The sequence below is a fragment of the Burkholderia lata genome (assembly GCF_902499025.1).
GTDB classification, from domain to species: Bacteria; Pseudomonadota; Gammaproteobacteria; order Burkholderiales; family Burkholderiaceae; genus Burkholderia; species Burkholderia lata_C.
In genome coordinates this window covers 49253-63163 of the sequence record NZ_CABVPW010000014.1, presented here as the reverse complement: position 1 = coordinate 63163, position 13911 = coordinate 49253, and the positions used below count along the sequence as shown (strand labels likewise).

General features: G+C 68.6%; 16 protein-coding genes. 6 read left to right on the top strand and 10 right to left on the bottom strand.

Going from position 1 to position 13911, the window contains the following annotated elements; genetic code table 11:
* Positions 1–137 precede the first annotated feature (137 nt).
* Together BDI24065_RS16045 and BDI24065_RS16040 are read left to right on the top strand one after the other, a co-directional pair.
* Positions 138–1169, top strand: a complete 1032-nt coding sequence (locus tag BDI24065_RS16045) for an AraC family transcriptional regulator (protein ID WP_175032096.1) — start codon at positions 138–140, stop codon at positions 1167–1169.
* A gap of 55 nt (positions 1170–1224) precedes the next feature.
* Positions 1225–1734, top strand: coding sequence for a GNAT family N-acetyltransferase (locus tag BDI24065_RS16040; protein WP_175032095.1), 510 nt, complete (start codon positions 1225–1227; stop codon positions 1732–1734).
* Between the two features lie 16 nt (positions 1735–1750).
* Here BDI24065_RS16040 and BDI24065_RS16035 read toward each other — a convergent pair whose 3' ends face one another.
* From BDI24065_RS16035 to BDI24065_RS16030, 3 genes are all read right to left on the bottom strand, one after another.
* Entirely contained in the window at positions 1751–2704 is a 954-nt protein-coding gene (locus tag BDI24065_RS16035) for a leucyl aminopeptidase (protein ID WP_175032094.1), read from the bottom strand.
* Between the two features lie 58 nt (positions 2705–2762).
* Positions 2763–2885 (bottom strand): hypothetical protein, encoded by a 123-nt coding sequence (locus BDI24065_RS41375; protein WP_006766865.1) that lies wholly within the window; start codon positions 2883–2885, stop codon positions 2763–2765.
* 366 nt (positions 2886–3251) lie between these two features.
* On the bottom strand, positions 3252–3707 hold the full coding sequence (locus BDI24065_RS16030) for an Lrp/AsnC family transcriptional regulator (RefSeq protein ID WP_175000430.1): 456 nt from the start codon (positions 3705–3707) through the stop codon (positions 3252–3254).
* 117 nt (positions 3708–3824) lie between these two features.
* Between BDI24065_RS16030 and BDI24065_RS16025 the strand changes: the two genes are divergently transcribed.
* Both BDI24065_RS16025 and BDI24065_RS16020 read left to right on the top strand, forming a co-directional pair.
* Positions 3825–4370, top strand: coding sequence for an RBBP9/YdeN family alpha/beta hydrolase (locus BDI24065_RS16025; RefSeq protein WP_175032093.1), 546 nt, complete (start codon positions 3825–3827; stop codon positions 4368–4370).
* Between the two features lie 226 nt (positions 4371–4596).
* Positions 4597–5865, top strand: coding sequence for a YbfB/YjiJ family MFS transporter (locus BDI24065_RS16020; RefSeq protein WP_175032092.1), 1269 nt, complete (start codon positions 4597–4599; stop codon positions 5863–5865).
* Between the two features lie 38 nt (positions 5866–5903).
* On the opposite strand, the gene hpaC is transcribed toward BDI24065_RS16020, so the two are convergent.
* Entirely contained in the window at positions 5904–6449 is a 546-nt protein-coding gene (gene hpaC, locus BDI24065_RS16015) for a 4-hydroxyphenylacetate 3-monooxygenase, reductase component (protein WP_175032091.1), read from the bottom strand.
* 353 nt (positions 6450–6802) lie between these two features.
* On the opposite strand from hpaC, the gene BDI24065_RS16010 reads away from it, so the two are divergent.
* The gene (locus tag BDI24065_RS16010; RefSeq protein ID WP_011356098.1) at positions 6803–7435 is read left to right on the top strand and encodes a response regulator transcription factor; all 633 of its coding nucleotides are present in this window, start codon (positions 6803–6805) and stop codon (positions 7433–7435) included.
* Between the two features lie 106 nt (positions 7436–7541).
* On the opposite strand, the gene BDI24065_RS16005 is transcribed toward BDI24065_RS16010, so the two are convergent.
* The 5 genes from BDI24065_RS16005 to BDI24065_RS15985 all read right to left on the bottom strand — a co-directional run bounded on the left by BDI24065_RS16005 (position 7542) and on the right by BDI24065_RS15985 (position 11704).
* A complete protein-coding gene (locus BDI24065_RS16005) occupies positions 7542–8285 on the bottom strand; it encodes an SDR family NAD(P)-dependent oxidoreductase (protein WP_175032090.1) in 744 nt (247 codons plus the stop codon).
* Positions 8286–8344: 59 nt separating this feature from the next.
* A complete protein-coding gene (locus tag BDI24065_RS16000) occupies positions 8345–9469 on the bottom strand; it encodes an amidase (RefSeq protein WP_175032089.1) in 1125 nt (374 codons plus the stop codon).
* A gap of 31 nt (positions 9470–9500) precedes the next feature.
* Positions 9501–10022 carry a nuclear transport factor 2 family protein gene (locus BDI24065_RS15995; RefSeq protein WP_175032088.1) on the bottom strand — a complete coding sequence of 174 codons (522 nt, stop codon included), beginning with the start codon at positions 10020–10022 and terminating at the stop codon, positions 9501–9503.
* Positions 10023–10030: 8 nt separating this feature from the next.
* A complete protein-coding gene (locus BDI24065_RS15990) occupies positions 10031–10408 on the bottom strand; it encodes a hypothetical protein (RefSeq protein WP_175032087.1) in 378 nt (125 codons plus the stop codon).
* Positions 10409–10510: 102 nt separating this feature from the next.
* Positions 10511–11704, bottom strand: a complete 1194-nt coding sequence (locus BDI24065_RS15985) for an acyl-CoA dehydrogenase family protein (protein WP_175032086.1) — start codon at positions 11702–11704, stop codon at positions 10511–10513.
* A 154-nt stretch (positions 11705–11858) separates the two neighbouring features.
* Between BDI24065_RS15985 and BDI24065_RS15980 the strand changes: the two genes are divergently transcribed.
* The gene (locus tag BDI24065_RS15980; RefSeq protein WP_175032085.1) at positions 11859–13424 is read left to right on the top strand and encodes a sensor histidine kinase; all 1566 of its coding nucleotides are present in this window, start codon (positions 11859–11861) and stop codon (positions 13422–13424) included.
* Positions 13425–13501: 77 nt separating this feature from the next.
* Here BDI24065_RS15980 and BDI24065_RS15975 read toward each other — a convergent pair whose 3' ends face one another.
* Entirely contained in the window at positions 13502–13888 is a 387-nt protein-coding gene (locus BDI24065_RS15975; protein ID WP_175032084.1) for a tautomerase family protein, read from the bottom strand.
* Positions 13889–13911 lie beyond the last annotated feature (23 nt).

The following is a 13911-nucleotide window of genomic DNA, read 5'->3' as shown; positions in this document are numbered from 1 at the left end:
CTCCGGAGGGCGATGGCGTCGTTCGGGCGACGACTGGATGATGCCGATGGTGCTGGCCGCATGGGAAAACACCAATGCTGCTTCGGGACAATTGTTTTAGTATTTGGGCCAAATCGGCGCTTCGAGGGTTTCTCCGCATGAGCTTCTGGGATTTCACCCGGAGTCCGGCCAGCGCCCGGCTGCTGGTCGATTTCGGCGACGAACGCGGCGTGCCGCACACGACGCTGCTGGCCGGCACGGGCCTCGCGGACGCGCAGCTCGACGATCCAAAGGTCGAGGTGACGGCCGCGCAGGAGTTGCGGCTGACCGGCAACCTGCTGCGCGCGCTCGGGCGCGCGCCGGGCCTCGGCTTCGAGGTCGGCCGGCGCTATCACTTCTCCGCGTACGGCGTGTGGGGCTACGGGCTGATTGCCAGCGCGACCGCACGCGACGCGCTCGCGCTGGCGCTGCGTTTCCTGCCGCTCACCTATGCGTTCACCGTGATCACGTACCGCGAGGAAGGCGGGACCTGCGTGCTCAATTTCGGCGCGCCTGAACTCGACGGCACGCTGAGCCGGTTCGTGGTCGAGCGCGACATGACGGCCGCGGCCGTGCTGCTGCAGGAAATCGGCGGCGACGCATTCGCGTTGTCGCGCTTCACGGTGCAGGCGGCGCGCACGCCGGCCCTGCCGGTGCCGCGCATCGCCGGCGTCGAGCCTGCCTTCTCGGCGCGCGTGAACAGCCTCGCATTCGACCGCGTGTTTCTCGACCGGCCGTTGCCGCACGCGAATCCGCTGACGGTGTCGATGTGCGAGCAGATGTGCGGCCAGCTGCTCGACGCGCGGCGTGCGCGCGTGGGCACGTCGGAGATGGTGCGCCAGTACCTGACCGCGACGCCCGGCTCCGCGCCGTTCTCGCTCGAGGACATGGCGCGGCTGATGAACACGAGCCCACGCACGCTCAAGCGCCGGCTGCAGGAGGAGGGCACGACGTTCCGCGCGCTGCTCGCGCAGGCGCGCGGCGCGATGGCCGAGACGCTGCTCGGCGACGCGCGCCTGTCCCTCGCGGAAGTGGCCGAGCGGCTCGGTTTCAGCGACCTGTCGAGTTTCTCGCAGGCGTTCAAGCGCTGGTACGGCGTGCCGCCGGGCGCCTATCGCAGCGCGGCGCAACGGGACAGCGGCCGTTCCTGAATCACGGTACGATCACTGGCTTTCCTGCCGACATTCCAATCACGAGAGACTCCGCATGATCACGATCCGCCCGATGACCGACGACGATTTCCCGCGCTTCTGGCCGACCTACCGCGCCATCGTCGCTGCTCAGGAAACCTATGCATTCGATGCGGCGCCGACACAGGAAGCGGCGCGCGCACTGTGGCTGGATGCGCCGCTGTGCACGTGGATCGCCGAAGAGGACGGCGTGGTCCTTGGCTCGTACTACCTGAAGGCGAACGCGGGCGGCCCCGGCAATCACGTGAGCAACTGCGGCTACATGGTGAGCGAGGCCGCGCGTGGCCGCGGCGTCGCACGCCTGATGTGCGAGCACTCGCAGCAGGTCGCGCGTGAGCGTGGCTTCCTCGCGATGCAGTTCAACTCGGTCGTCTCGACGAACGAAGTGGCGGTCGCGCTGTGGCAGAAGCTGGGATTTGAAATCGTCGGCCGGCTGCCGCGTGCATACCGTCATGCACGGCTCGGCTTCGTCGACAGCCTCGTGATGTACAAGTGGCTCGGCGACCCGGCGGCCGCCGAAGCCTGAGCACGCAGCCGTATCGTCAGACGGCGAACGCGCCGTCGAACACGATCCGGTCGTCGAGCGCGAGCGTACCGCGCGCGAAGATCAGGTCGAGATGGTGGCTGCCGTTTTCGCCGCCGCCGAGCCCGAGGTGCAGGCCCGGATGACGTTCCTCGAACCCCGCGTTGCGGCCGTACAGCCCGCGAATCCCGAGGTTCGTGCCGATGCCGAATTCCTCGATCCGCCGGTGATTCGCATGCCGGTCGAGATAGGTCGAGAAATCGCGCCGGAAGCCTTCATCGTCGGTATCGAAACCGACGATCATGCTGTTCTCGACATGCAGCGTGGCGAGCCGCTCGGCCACCTTGTACTTGATCGCGAACGGCACGGTGCCGAGAAACGTGCCGCTGAAGACGATCGAGCCGTTGAGATCGGTGACGTGCGTCGCGATCTCGCCGGGCACGACGTCGAGATTGCCCATTCCATCCACGCTCGTCCATTTCTGGTCCGGCGCGAGCGAGCCCGTCAGCGTGTTGCCGGCTTCGTCGATGAAGCGGATCTGCGATGCGTGCGCAGCCGCGTCGATCAGCCGGCCGTTGCGTGCGGCGATGTCGTCGAGCGATTCGGCGAATGCCTCGTCGAGATGCGGGCCGTAATCCTTGAACAGCACCGACTTGCTCCAGTGCTCGACGATCGCGGGACGGATCGCGGCGAGGAACGGCGGCCCGCTTGGCGACGGCGTCGGCAGGCACGACGAGTCGTACAGCAGCACGAACAGGTCGGCGCGATCGAGCGCGGCGGCGATCTCGGCGGGCGGGGTGCTTTCGAGGCAGAGTGTGGTGGCGTCGAGCGAATCGGGCAGGGCGGAAAACGCGCGCAACGCAATGTCGCGGTTGCGGGTGTCATGGCCGACCAGCAGTTTTCCCGACTCGCCGCGCGCCAGCTTGTCGCGCAGCGCGGGGTGGAAGCCCAGCGCGCGGTGCAGGTTCAGCATGCGTGTCTCCGGAAACGGCGGAAGGGCCGCAGCCCTTCCGCGAGAACGGGTGGCCCGCTCAGACCGGCCAGAGCGCGGTGCCGAACGGCACCACGGCGTCCTCGACCATCATGTCGACGGCCTCGGGGTGCGTGTCTTCCTGCATCCAGTCAAGCAATTCGATCTGCTGGGTGTCCTGCATGTCAATTCTCCTGTGGTGAACATGAGTGTTTCAACATGAAAGTGCGGCTAAAAAGTTGCCACTCCTCATCACGCATTTCGTGAATGCGCGACGAGTGGCGTTGATATTAGTCTGACGAATTTACGAATGCAATGCGTTGCAAGGTTTTTAGCCGAAGCATGCTAAACACGGGGGGTGTGTGAGTCGCGTGCCGTAAAGCACGGCTAAAGCGGATGACGAATTCGATGTCATTTTTCTAATGACCGGAATCGGAATCGACGCATGGCATTCGGCGATTTTTCATCGGGAATTCGATTGACGAGATCAACGTCCCTCGCGGCAGTCACGCGTGCGAATGTGTCGTCGGTCGGCGGCCCGATGTCCGTTTCAACCGAGCAGCGCCTTGCCGAGCGGTTTGGCCGGCTCGGACCGGAGCACCAGCGATGTCGTGACCGCGCCGAAGCGTGCAATCGCGTCGATGATGGTTTCCAGTTGTCCCGGTGTCGGCACCAGGACCTTCAGCAAGAAGCAATCCTCACCGGTCATCCGGTGAACCTCGATGACGTGCGGCATCTCGGCGAACGCACGCAGCGCAGGCTTGATGTGTTCGTGCGTCGTCTTCAGCCGGATGATGGCCATCATCCCCAGGCCCAGCGCGGCCGGGTCGATCCGCGCGCCGTAGCCCGCGATGATGCCGCGTTCTTCCAGCCGCTTGACGCGCTCCGACGTGGCCGGCTGCGACAGCCCGATGCGCCGGCCCACTTCGGACAGCGGCGTGCGCGCATTTTCCTGAAGCGCCTCGAGGATCGAAAGATCCAGGCGATCGAGTTCTCCGTTCGACATGTCTGCTTTCCCGCTCCGTTAATTCATCGGCATATTGTCTCAATATCCGATGAGTTGCCATTCCCGGCCGGTTTCCGGCAGGCCAGACTGCGAGCTCGCTTATTCATGGAGACGGAGATGGACCAGACGATCGTGATCGTGCCGGGGATCGGCAACTCGGGACCGGATCATTGGCAGAGCCACTGGGAGGCCGCGCTTCCGGGCGCCGTGCGCATGGAGCCGGCGTCATGGGATGCGCCCGACCTGCGCGACTGGATCGCGGCGCTCGATGAAGTGGTCGCGCAAGCCGCGACGCCGCCGGTGTTGATCTGTCATTCGCTGGGTTGCCTGCTGTTCGCGCACTGGCGTGCGGCGTCGGCGCGGGTCGTGCGCGGCGCGATGCTCGTGGCGGTGCCCGATCCTCGCGGCCCGCGTTTTCCGGTTGCGGCCCGTGCGTTCGCGGATGTGCCGGGCGGCGATTTCGGTGGCTTGCCGGTGCTGGCGATCGCCAGTTCGGATGACGGGTACGATCCATCCGGGCGCGGCATTGCATGGGCAAGCGAGCGGGGTGCGACGCCGTTGCTGCTCGGCCCGCGCGGCCATCTGAATACGGACGCGGGATTGGCGGAATGGCCCGAGGGACGCGCGTTGTTCACGGCCTACATGGCGGGATTGCAGGGGTAGCGCGGGCAAGCGGCCGACGTGCTCCCGCGATGGCTTGCGGTGGGTGATGCATGGACACCCCGGCTGCCGTGACCGGGCGCCCGTCGCCAACCCATGCCGGCCCGCGACGGCTCAAGTATGATCGATCGACAGAATCGGAAGCCCCGGCAGTCGGGATTGACGCGTGCGGAACACCGGTTCCGCCGTCACGACTTGCCGGGGCTTCGAACGACAAAGGAGACACGCGATGCGCGCAGCGCCGCAACCGGAACGTGCCGGCCCGTCGAGGCCGGACACCGGCGCGACCGGCACCTACCCCGACCGTGACCCGAATCGCATGGCCGCGTGGCGGCTCGCGATCTGCCTGTCGCTCGGTAGCGCGATCGCACTCGGCCTCGCGCGCTTTTCGTATGCGCTGCTGCTGCCGCCGATGAAGGCCGATCTCGGCTGGACGTTCGCGCAGGCGGGTGCGCTGAACACGGCGAACGCGGCCGGCTACCTGGTCGGTGCACTCGCGTTTCCGTTGCTGTCGCGGCGCTGGCGAGCGGGCACGCTGCTGGCGGCCGGGTGCGTGCTGACCGCGTTGCTGATGGCCACATGCGGGCTCACGTCCGGCATGCACGCGCTGCTCGTGCAGCGGCTCGCGACCGGTGTCGGCAGCGCGCTGATCTTCATCAGCGGCGGCGTGCTGGCCGCGCGGCTCGCATCGGCGTCGCCGCGCGATGCGGGATTGCTGCTCGGCCTCTATTACGGCGGCACGGGATGGGGCATCGTCGCAGCGTCACTGCTCGTGCCGGCGACGCTCTCGCATGGTGTCCATGGCTGGCAGCCCGCGTGGTTCGCGCTCGCGTTCGCTTGCGTGCTGTTCTCGGCGGTGGCCGTGTCGGCCGCGCGCCGCATCGAGCGCGTGCATGCGGCGCCGACCACGCCGCGCGACGGCGCGGCACCGGCCGCGACCGCGAGCCCCGCGCGCTTCGCACTCGCGCTGGCCGGCTACGGCCTGTTCGGCGTGGGCTACATCGGCTACATGACGTTCATCGTCGCGCTGCTGCGCGGTGCGGGGATGAGCGGCACGGTGGTCGCCGCGTTCTACGTGATGCTCGGCGTCGCGACCGTCGTGTCGGCGCGGCTGTGGTCGGGGTTGCTCGACCGGATGCGCGGCGGCCAGGCGCTCGCCGTGCTCAACGCGCTGCTCGGCATCGCGACGCTGATGCCGGCGATGTTCGTGCATCCGGTGGCCGCGTTCGCGTCGGGCGTACTGTTCGGCGCGACGTTCCTGTCGGCCGTCGCATCGACGACGGCCTTCGTGCGCTACAACCTGCCGCCCGACGGCTGGGCGAAGGGGATCAGCGCGTTCACGACGGTCTTTGCGTTCGGGCAGATCGCCGGGCCGGTCGCGATCGGCTGGGTGTCGGACAGCGCGGGGCTCGCGCGCGGGCTCGTGTATTCGGCGCTGACGCTGTTCGCGGGCGCCGCGCTCGCGGCCGGGCAGCGCGCGTTGCGGGCCGCCGCTTAGTCACGCGCGTCACGCGCGACACGCGCGACACGCGATGTTCACCGCACGCACGCCGTGCGCGACACGCGATGAAACGCGCGGCTGAAGTAGATCAGGCTGTCGCCGTCGTCGCGCACGCGGATCGATGTCGCTTCGATGAACATCACCGAATGCGAGCCGACTTCCTTCATGTCGGCGATCGTGCCCTGCAGGCTCGCGAGCGCGTCGCGCAGCACGGGCACGTCCTGTTCGCCGCGATCCCACACGGGCAGGTCGAAACGCCGCTCCATCGGCAGGTCGGTGAACCCTGCGAAGTGCCGCGCGAGTTGCTCGTGTTCGGCCGGCAGCACGTTGATGCAGACATGGCGGTTGCGTTCGAACGTTGCGCGCATCGCGCTCGACCGGTTGAGACACACGAGCAGCGTCGGCGGCGTATCGGTGACGGAGCACACGGCGCTCGCGGTGATGCCGCAGCGGCCGTGCGGCCCGGCGGTGGTGATCACGTTGACGGCCGCGCCGAGGTGGGCCATCGCTTGCCGGAAGGCCTTCTGCGCGTCGGTCGGCTCGACGCGTGCCGGTCGCTGGATATCGGTCGTGGAAGACATGGGCGCTCCTGATTGGACGAAAGCGGCGGTCGTGCGGCGCTGCCGGTGCAGCGCCGGATCGCCGACGATGACCCAAGCGTACGTCGCGAAAATGCCGGCGACCATTCGCACGATTGACGATGGAGATGGCGTTCTCGCCAACGCGTCTAAAGGTTCTACCTAGACGCGCGGCGCGCCGCGCGAAAAAAATCGGGATTGCACGTTCATGCGGCCCGTGAAGGGGTTTTCAGCGGGTTTTCGGCTCGTTATGATGTGCCGCACACCCCCAGCGAACGACGCGCGAGACGAGCCGGAACCCGGCCCCGTATGCGGCGCGTGCGATACCCATACCGATATTCAGTGAGACACCCGCGATGACGTCACCCGCACCGATCGTATACATCGTCGACGACGACAACGGCATGCGGACGTCGCTCGCGTGGCTGCTCGAATCGGTCGGCATCGCGTCCGAAGGGTTCGCGAACGCGACCGATTTTCTTGCGCGTTTCGACGTGAACCTGCCTGCGTGCCTGGTGCTCGACGTGCGGATGCCGGAGAAAAGCGGCTTCGACGTGCAGGCGGAACTGAACGCGCGCGGCGCGACGCTGCCGGTGATCTTCGTCAGCGGGCACGGCGATATCCCGATGTCCGTGCGCGCGCTGCAGAACGGTGCGATCGACTTCGTCGAGAAGCCGTACAACTCGCAGCAGATGCTCGAGCGCGTGCAACGCGCGCTACGGCTCGCGCAGCAGCGGCATGCGGTGAGCCAGCGTCACCGCGAGCTGCGCCAGCGGCTCGATGCGCTGACCGCGCGCGAGAAGGAAGTGCTGCGCGGCGTGGTGGACGGCAAGGGCAGCAAGCAGATCGCGTCGGATCTGTCGATCAGCGTGAAGACCGTCGACGTGCATCGCGCGAGCATCAAGGAGAAGCTCGGCGCGACGTCGATCGCCGCGCTCGTGCGCGACGTGATGGTCGTGTGGGGCGACGACGGCGAAGCGTCGCGATAAGGTACGTTGCCTTGTCCGGAGAAGTTCGTTCGCGGGCCGGCGCATAGGCGGCCGTTGGCGTGAACCGGCCCCGAGCGTCGCAGGAGACGCGGCGAGGCCGTCGTGCTCAGCGCATGTACAACCCGCCGTTGATGTCCCAGCACGCGCCGTTCGCGAAATGCGCGTCGCCCGACGCGAGCAGCACGGCGGCATCCGCAACGAACCCCGCCGAGCCGAGCTTGCCGCCCGGCAGGCTCGCAAGCACCTGGCGCAGCTTCTCCGGTGCGACGCTTTCATAGACGATCGGCAAATCGAGCGGGCCCGGCGAGATCGCGTTGACGGTCACACCCTGGGCGGCGAGATCGCGCGCGAACACCTTGGTCAGCGTCAGCGTGCCGCCCTTCGCGGCTGCGTAGTGCGCGCCTGTCGCCGAGCCGCCGTTCTGCCCGGCGAGCGACGCGATGTTGACGATGCGGCCCGCGCCGCGCGACGCGAAGTACTGGCCGAACACCTGGCAGCCGAACAGCACGCTGCGCAGGTTCACGTCGATCACCTGGTCGAACTGCTCGGCCGTGATCTCCATCGCGGGCACGACCTTCGATGCGCCCGCGTTGTTCACCAGCACGTCGATCGTGCCCCAGCGCGCGACGAGCGCATCGCGCGCGGCTTCGAAATCGTGTTTCGACGTGACGTCGAGCGGCAGCGCGATCGCGCGTTCGCCGCTCGGGTCGAGTTCGCGCGCGTGCGCCTGGATCGCATCGGCGGCGATATCGGCCAGCGCTACGCGGTAGCCGGCCGCATGAAAGCGTTCGGCGATGACGGCGCCGAGCCCGCGCGCGGCGCCGGTGACGAGGACGACTCGGTCTGACATGGTGTGTGATTCCGTGGTTCGCGAGCGCATGCAGGGTGCCGCCGCGCCCGCATCGTGGTTCATGCGGCGAGTGCCGCTTCGAAGTGGGCCGCGATCGCGCAGACCTGCTCGTCCGCACCCTTGCGCCCGACGATCTGCAGGCCGGCTTTCAGCGGCGAACCGGCCAGTGGCAGCGGCAGGCTGAGGGCCGGATGGCCGCTCAGGTTGAACGGCCGGATCAGCGATGACATCGCGATCACCGAGACGCCATCGCGTGCTTGCTGCAGCGTGATCGGCAGCGCAGGCAGCGTCGGCAGCACGAGCACGTCCGCGTGTTCGAGCGCGGCATCGACCTGCGCGGTGAAGCGTGCGCGTACGGCTTCGGCTTCCTTCAATGCCGCCGGCGTGGTCGTTGCGGCCGCACGCAATCGCGCATCGAGGTCGGCGCCGAGCTTGCCGGTTTCGACGAGATGGCCGAACGCGCGCGATGTTTCCGCGTTGATCACGGTGAGCCCCGCGGCGAACGACGCCGGCATGTCGTCGAGCACGACCGCGTGCGAATGCAGGCCCGATGCGCGCACGGCCGCGTCGAGCGCAGCGGCGATTGCCGGATCGGCGTCGACCGTGATGTGCGCGACCGTGCAGCCGGCCACGGAGGCCGCCGCTTGCGCACGATCGAAGCCTGGCGCGATCGCAGCCATCACCGCCACCAGCGTGCGGATATCGCGTGCGAACGGCCCGACGCAATCGAGCGTCGTGTCGACGGGCGCGACGCCGCGCCGCGACACGCGGCCGAACGTCGGCTTCAGCCCGGCCACGCCGCAGCAGGCGGCCGGCCCGCGGATCGAGCCACCCGTGTCGGTGCCGAGCGCCGCATCGACGGTACCGAGCCCGACGAGCGAAGCGGAACCGCTCGACGAGCCGCCCGGAATGCGCGACGCATCCTGCGGATTGACGGGCGTGCCCGTGTAGTCGTTGATGCCGGTCATGCCGAATGCGAGCTCGTGCATGTTCGCCTTGCCGGCGATCTGCCAGCCCGCGTCGAGCAGCAGGCGGACGACGTCCGCGTGTTGCGCGGCCGGCGGGGCATCGGCGAGCGCACGGCTCGCCGCGTGGGTCGGATGGCCCGCGATGTCGATCGTGTCCTTGATCGCGATCGTGGGGCCGGGGCCGCCGAGCGTGAAGGTGTCGATGAAGCCTGTCATGGTCGGTATCGTGAGCAAGTGATGGAAAGCATCAGGACCGTGGCGCGGCAGCGAGCGGCCACGGGCCGTCGAGCACGCGTTCGGTGCGGAAATGGCGGATCAGCCAGGTCGAACCGTCGCCGCCCGGCGCGAAATCGACGGTCAGCCGCGCGGCGATCAGCTCGGCCGTGCCGTCCGCGTAGCGCGACGCCTGCAGCATGATCCAGCGGCCGCGCGCGCTCGCGTTGCCGGTGCCGATCTCGATCGCCTCCGACGTCAGGAAGTGCAGGTTCGCGGAGAAATGCGGATCGGGCGGCAGGTAGCGGCCCAGCATCGCGACGATCGCGGCCGTGCCTTCGAGGCGGCCGAACTTGCGCGCGTATTGCGGGCCGACGCCCTCCCACACGGCGTCGGCGGTGAACAGGTCGGCGAGCGACGGGCCGTCGCCGGCATCCTCGGGTACGTCGCACAGCGCCATGTAGCGCGTGATCGTCGCGCGCACCGCGCGCTCGGCGTCGAGCGCCGCCAGGCGCTGCGCGAGCGCATCGATCAGGCCGGGAGACAGGTCGGTCATCGCGCGCCTCACGCCGCGGGCTTCGCGGCCGGCGGCACCGTCAGCGCACGGCCGACCCGCGCTTCGATCTTGCCGTAGCGCCACAGGTTGTATTCGCCGACCGGCGTCGTGCGATACAGGTTGCACACGGCGACCGTCGTGTCGAAGTCGGCGACGTCGGCCATGATGTAGAAGGTCCACGGCGCGCCGTCGGCCTGGCCGACCACGAGGCGATCGTCGTCCATCACGCCGAGCACGCGCACGCCGGGCGTCGCTTCGACGGCCGCGAGCATCGCGCCGTACGCCTGCCACACTTCGCCGATCTTCTCGCGCGGCAGGTCGAAGAAGTTTTGCGACACACCGCAGCAGAACAGGACGCGCAGCGGCAGCGGATTCGAATCGGACATGTGAGGTTCTCCAGAGGAATCGATCGGGCGCATGAGCCGGCCGGCGAGGGCGCTTCGGCACCGGCACCATGCGTGTTAAAAAAATCTTCGGTCGGACGCAGGTTACAGATAGCCGGGAAACGGCGTGACGCCGGTGAACACCGCGCCGGCGCCGTCGAAGTTGCCTTCGCCGAGAAACGCGTGCTGCGTGACGACCATTGCATCGCGCAGCAGCCGCTGCAGCGGGTGCGTGCGATAGATCGCCGCCGTGCCGCCGAGCCGGTATGCGCGTTCGACGACGCTCGCGCCTTCGCGTGCGATCTGCGTGGCCGCGAGCCGCAGCAGGCTGACCTGCTCGGGCGTCACGGGGTTCCCCGCGAGAATCGATTGCCACACGCCGTCGGTCGCGTCGTAGAAGAACGCGCGCGCCGAGCGCAGTTGCGCCTCGGCCTTCGCGAGTTCGATGCGGTAGTACGCGCGATCGGCGAGGCGCGGTGCGCCGGTCGTCGTCTGGCGGCCGCCCGACATGCGGTTCACGACGTCGAGCGCCGCACGCGCGAGGCCGAGGTTCACGACGGCGAGCACCTGCGCCGCATACGCGACGGTCGGGTAGCGGTACAGCGGCTCGTCGACGGTCGGCTCGCCGCCGCGCACGAAGGTCCATGCTTCGGGAACGAAGCGGTCCTCGACGCGCAGGTCGTGGCTGCCGGTGCCTTGCATGCCGACCACGCTCCAGTTCTCGACGATCTCGACCTGGTCGGCGCGGAACACGGCCGTGCGCGGCTTGTTCGGCGCGGCATCCTGCGCGCCCGGCACGGCGATGCCGACGCCGAGCCAGTCGGCACCCTTGCAGCCGCTCGCGAATTTCCACGTGCCGTTCACGCGCCAGCCGCCCGGCGCGGGCTGTGCCGGCTGCACCGGGAACAGGCCGCCCGCGAATACCTGGTCGGGGCCGCTCGCGTACAACTCGGCCTGGGTCTCGAGCGGCAGCGCGGCGAGATACACGTTCGCGGAGCCGAAGCTTGCGACCCATGCGGCCGAGCCGTCGGCGGTCGCGATCCGTTCGATCATGTCGAGGAATGCGGTCGGCGCGAGCGCATCGCCGCCGAACCGGTGCGGCGTGCCCGCGCGATAGATGCCGGCCTGCTTGAACAGCGCGATCACGTCGCGCGGCACGTGCGACAGTCGGTCGAATTCTTCGCGGCGCGCGGCGACGGTCTCGATCACGGCGTCGAGCGGCGACAGCCGGGCGGCCGGTTCGCTGGCCGCGTGGGGGGCGCTCGGTGCGGCGTCGAGGGCGAGGGCGGCGTGGGGCATGGCTGTCTCCTGGGGCGAATGGGGTTCGATTGCTTGGGTCGCATGCGCATCGCATGACATTGCAATCAGTCTAGAAACGCCGAAAACACGCAGCAATTGGGACGAAAGGCCGCGCGACTGGTAGCGCTCCGTGCCGCACTAAAGAAATCTTCAGATGCGGGCGGCGCGTGCCGGTGCTATGTTGGGTTTCCGGCCGCGCGATGCCGCGCGACCTCATCCGAAGCCGATCATGAGTTTCCCCGACGAAGACGATTTCCACCGGCTGCTCGACGCGCTGACGACCTGCGTGTTGTTGCACGACGCGCACACCAAGGCGATCGTGTGGGCGAACCGCGCCGCGTGCATCGCGCTCGGGTTTTCCGTCGAGGAGTTGCTGCCGCTGAAGGCGCCGGACATGACGCGCCCCGAACCGAAATACCAGCGCGAGATTGCCGTGAGTGCATGGGACCGCGCGCTCGTCGACGGGCCGCAGGTGTACGAGTGGTGCTACCGGTCGCGCACGGGCGTCGACATGCTGTCCGAGGCGACCGCCACCTACGTGCCGCTGCGCGGGCGCGACGTCGTGATGGTGCAGTTCCGCGACATCAGCGCGGAAGAGGCGGTGCGCCAGCAACTGCGCCGCTACGAGGCGCGGCTGCGCGAATTCATGCAGGACCTCGACGAAGGCATCGCGGTCGTCACGCCGCATGGCGGCGTGCAGTTCATCAGCGAGTCGGGCCGCCGCGTGCTCGGGCTCGCGCCCGACGAAGCGCTCGGCGAGGTGCTCGACTACTGCTCCGAGGCCGATCGCGACCGGCTCGTCGCGCAACTGCGCGATGCGCCGTCCGCGTACCCGTCCGCGCCGCAGCGCTACCGGATCGTGCGACGCGACGGCTCGACGTGCTGGCTGCGCATCCTGTGCCGGCAGGTCGAGATCGAGGGCGATCTCGACGGGCTGCTCGTGCAGTTCCGCGACGTGAGCGACGAAGTCGCGATCGAGGACGCCCGCCGCGCCGAGGCGCGCATGCTCGAACACGCGGGCCGTTACAACGCGATGGGCGAGATGGCGAGCGTGATCGCGCACGAGCTGAGCCAGCCGCTCGCGGCCGTGCGCAATTTCATCGAAGGCGCGGTGCAGCGGCTGAACGGGCGCGGCGCGATCGACGACGCGATCTGGGGGCTGCGCAGCGCGGACCGGCAGGCCGAGCACGCGGCGCTGATCATCAAGAGCGTGCGCGAGTTCATCGTGAAGCGCGAGCCGGTCGTCGCGCTCGCCGACCTGCGCGACATCCTCGCGGACGTCGCGTATTTCATCGAGTTGCGTGCGAAGGAGGCCGGCGTGACGGTCGCGATCGTGCAGGCCGATGCGCCGCTGCCGATTCGCTGCGAGCGCGTGCTGATCGGGCAGGTGATCCTGAATCTCGCGTTCAACGCGATCGAGGCGTTCGCCGGTTGCGAGCGTGTGCCGCGCACGCTGACGCTCGGCACCGCGAACGTGGGCGGTCATGCGGAGCTGCGTGCGATCGACAACGGCCCGGGCATCGCGGCCGATGCGCACGACCGGCTGTTCGACGGCTTCTCGTCGTCGAAGGCGGGTGGGAATGGAATCGGGTTGTCGCTGTGCAAGAGCATCGTGACGCGCCACGGCGGCCGGATCGGTGCGAGCCCGGCCGACGGCGGCGGGCTCGACTGCCGCGTGACGCTGCCGCTCGCCGGGACGAAGGCGAACGCAAGCGCATAGCCGCGGGGGAGCGCACGATATCGCTGCCGCCTGGCGGTCGTCGCGCGTGAGCGGGCAGGCTCGCACGCAGCGCATGGTCAGCGCCCGAGCGCCCGTGCGGTTTGCCCGCCGATGCCGAAGTCGGTGTTCGGGATGTCCTTGATCATCACGCGGGTGGCTTGCAGGGGCGCGTCGAGCACGCTGGCGCTAGTCTCCGACAGTGCGGCGATCAGCGCGCGCTTTTGTTCATCGGTGCGGCCGGCGATCAGGATCGCGACGATTACGGGTAGCGACGGCGGCGCGCCGTCCGCGGCGCTGCGGCCACCGAGGCCGATGTGCGTCGCGGGCAATTCGGTGAGCAGCACGCGCACCGATTCGATCGGTGCGCCGATCGAATCGACGGTCGCGTTGCTGAGCCGTGCGATCAGTTCGGCCTTGCGGGCGTCGTCGTGGCCGGCCGGCAGGAAAACTTCGAGTGTGGGCATGGTCGTCGGGAAAGGTGAAGGTG

What these genes read in the sequence shown, in the direction of transcription:
- BDI24065_RS16045 (WP_175032096.1), top strand. Translation starts at nt 138, where the DNA reads ATGAGCTTCTGGGATTTCACCCGGAGTCCGGCCAGCGCCCGGCTGCTG.
- BDI24065_RS16040 (WP_175032095.1), top strand. Translation starts at nt 1,225, where the DNA reads ATGATCACGATCCGCCCGATGACCGACGACGATTTCCCGCGCTTCTGG.
- BDI24065_RS16035 (WP_175032094.1), bottom strand. Translation starts at nt 2,704, where the DNA reads ATGCTGAACCTGCACCGCGCGCTGGGCTTCCACCCCGCGCTGCGCGAC.
- BDI24065_RS41375 (WP_006766865.1), bottom strand. Translation starts at nt 2,885, where the DNA reads ATGCAGGACACCCAGCAGATCGAATTGCTTGACTGGATGCAGGAAGAC.
- BDI24065_RS16030 (WP_175000430.1), bottom strand. Translation starts at nt 3,707, where the DNA reads ATGTCGAACGGAGAACTCGATCGCCTGGATCTTTCGATCCTCGAGGCG.
- BDI24065_RS16025 (WP_175032093.1), top strand. Translation starts at nt 3,825, where the DNA reads ATGGACCAGACGATCGTGATCGTGCCGGGGATCGGCAACTCGGGACCG.
- BDI24065_RS16020 (WP_175032092.1), top strand. Translation starts at nt 4,597, where the DNA reads ATGCGCGCAGCGCCGCAACCGGAACGTGCCGGCCCGTCGAGGCCGGAC.
- hpaC (WP_175032091.1), bottom strand. Translation starts at nt 6,449, where the DNA reads ATGTCTTCCACGACCGATATCCAGCGACCGGCACGCGTCGAGCCGACC.
- BDI24065_RS16010 (WP_011356098.1), top strand. Translation starts at nt 6,803, where the DNA reads ATGACGTCACCCGCACCGATCGTATACATCGTCGACGACGACAACGGC.
- BDI24065_RS16005 (WP_175032090.1), bottom strand. Translation starts at nt 8,285, where the DNA reads ATGTCAGACCGAGTCGTCCTCGTCACCGGCGCCGCGCGCGGGCTCGGC.
- BDI24065_RS16000 (WP_175032089.1), bottom strand. Translation starts at nt 9,469, where the DNA reads ATGACAGGCTTCATCGACACCTTCACGCTCGGCGGCCCCGGCCCCACG.
- BDI24065_RS15995 (WP_175032088.1), bottom strand. Translation starts at nt 10,022, where the DNA reads ATGACCGACCTGTCTCCCGGCCTGATCGATGCGCTCGCGCAGCGCCTG.
- BDI24065_RS15990 (WP_175032087.1), bottom strand. Translation starts at nt 10,408, where the DNA reads ATGTCCGATTCGAATCCGCTGCCGCTGCGCGTCCTGTTCTGCTGCGGT.
- BDI24065_RS15985 (WP_175032086.1), bottom strand. Translation starts at nt 11,704, where the DNA reads ATGCCCCACGCCGCCCTCGCCCTCGACGCCGCACCGAGCGCCCCCCAC.
- BDI24065_RS15980 (WP_175032085.1), top strand. Translation starts at nt 11,859, where the DNA reads ATGCGGGCGGCGCGTGCCGGTGCTATGTTGGGTTTCCGGCCGCGCGAT.
- BDI24065_RS15975 (WP_175032084.1), bottom strand. Translation starts at nt 13,888, where the DNA reads ATGCCCACACTCGAAGTTTTCCTGCCGGCCGGCCACGACGACGCCCGC.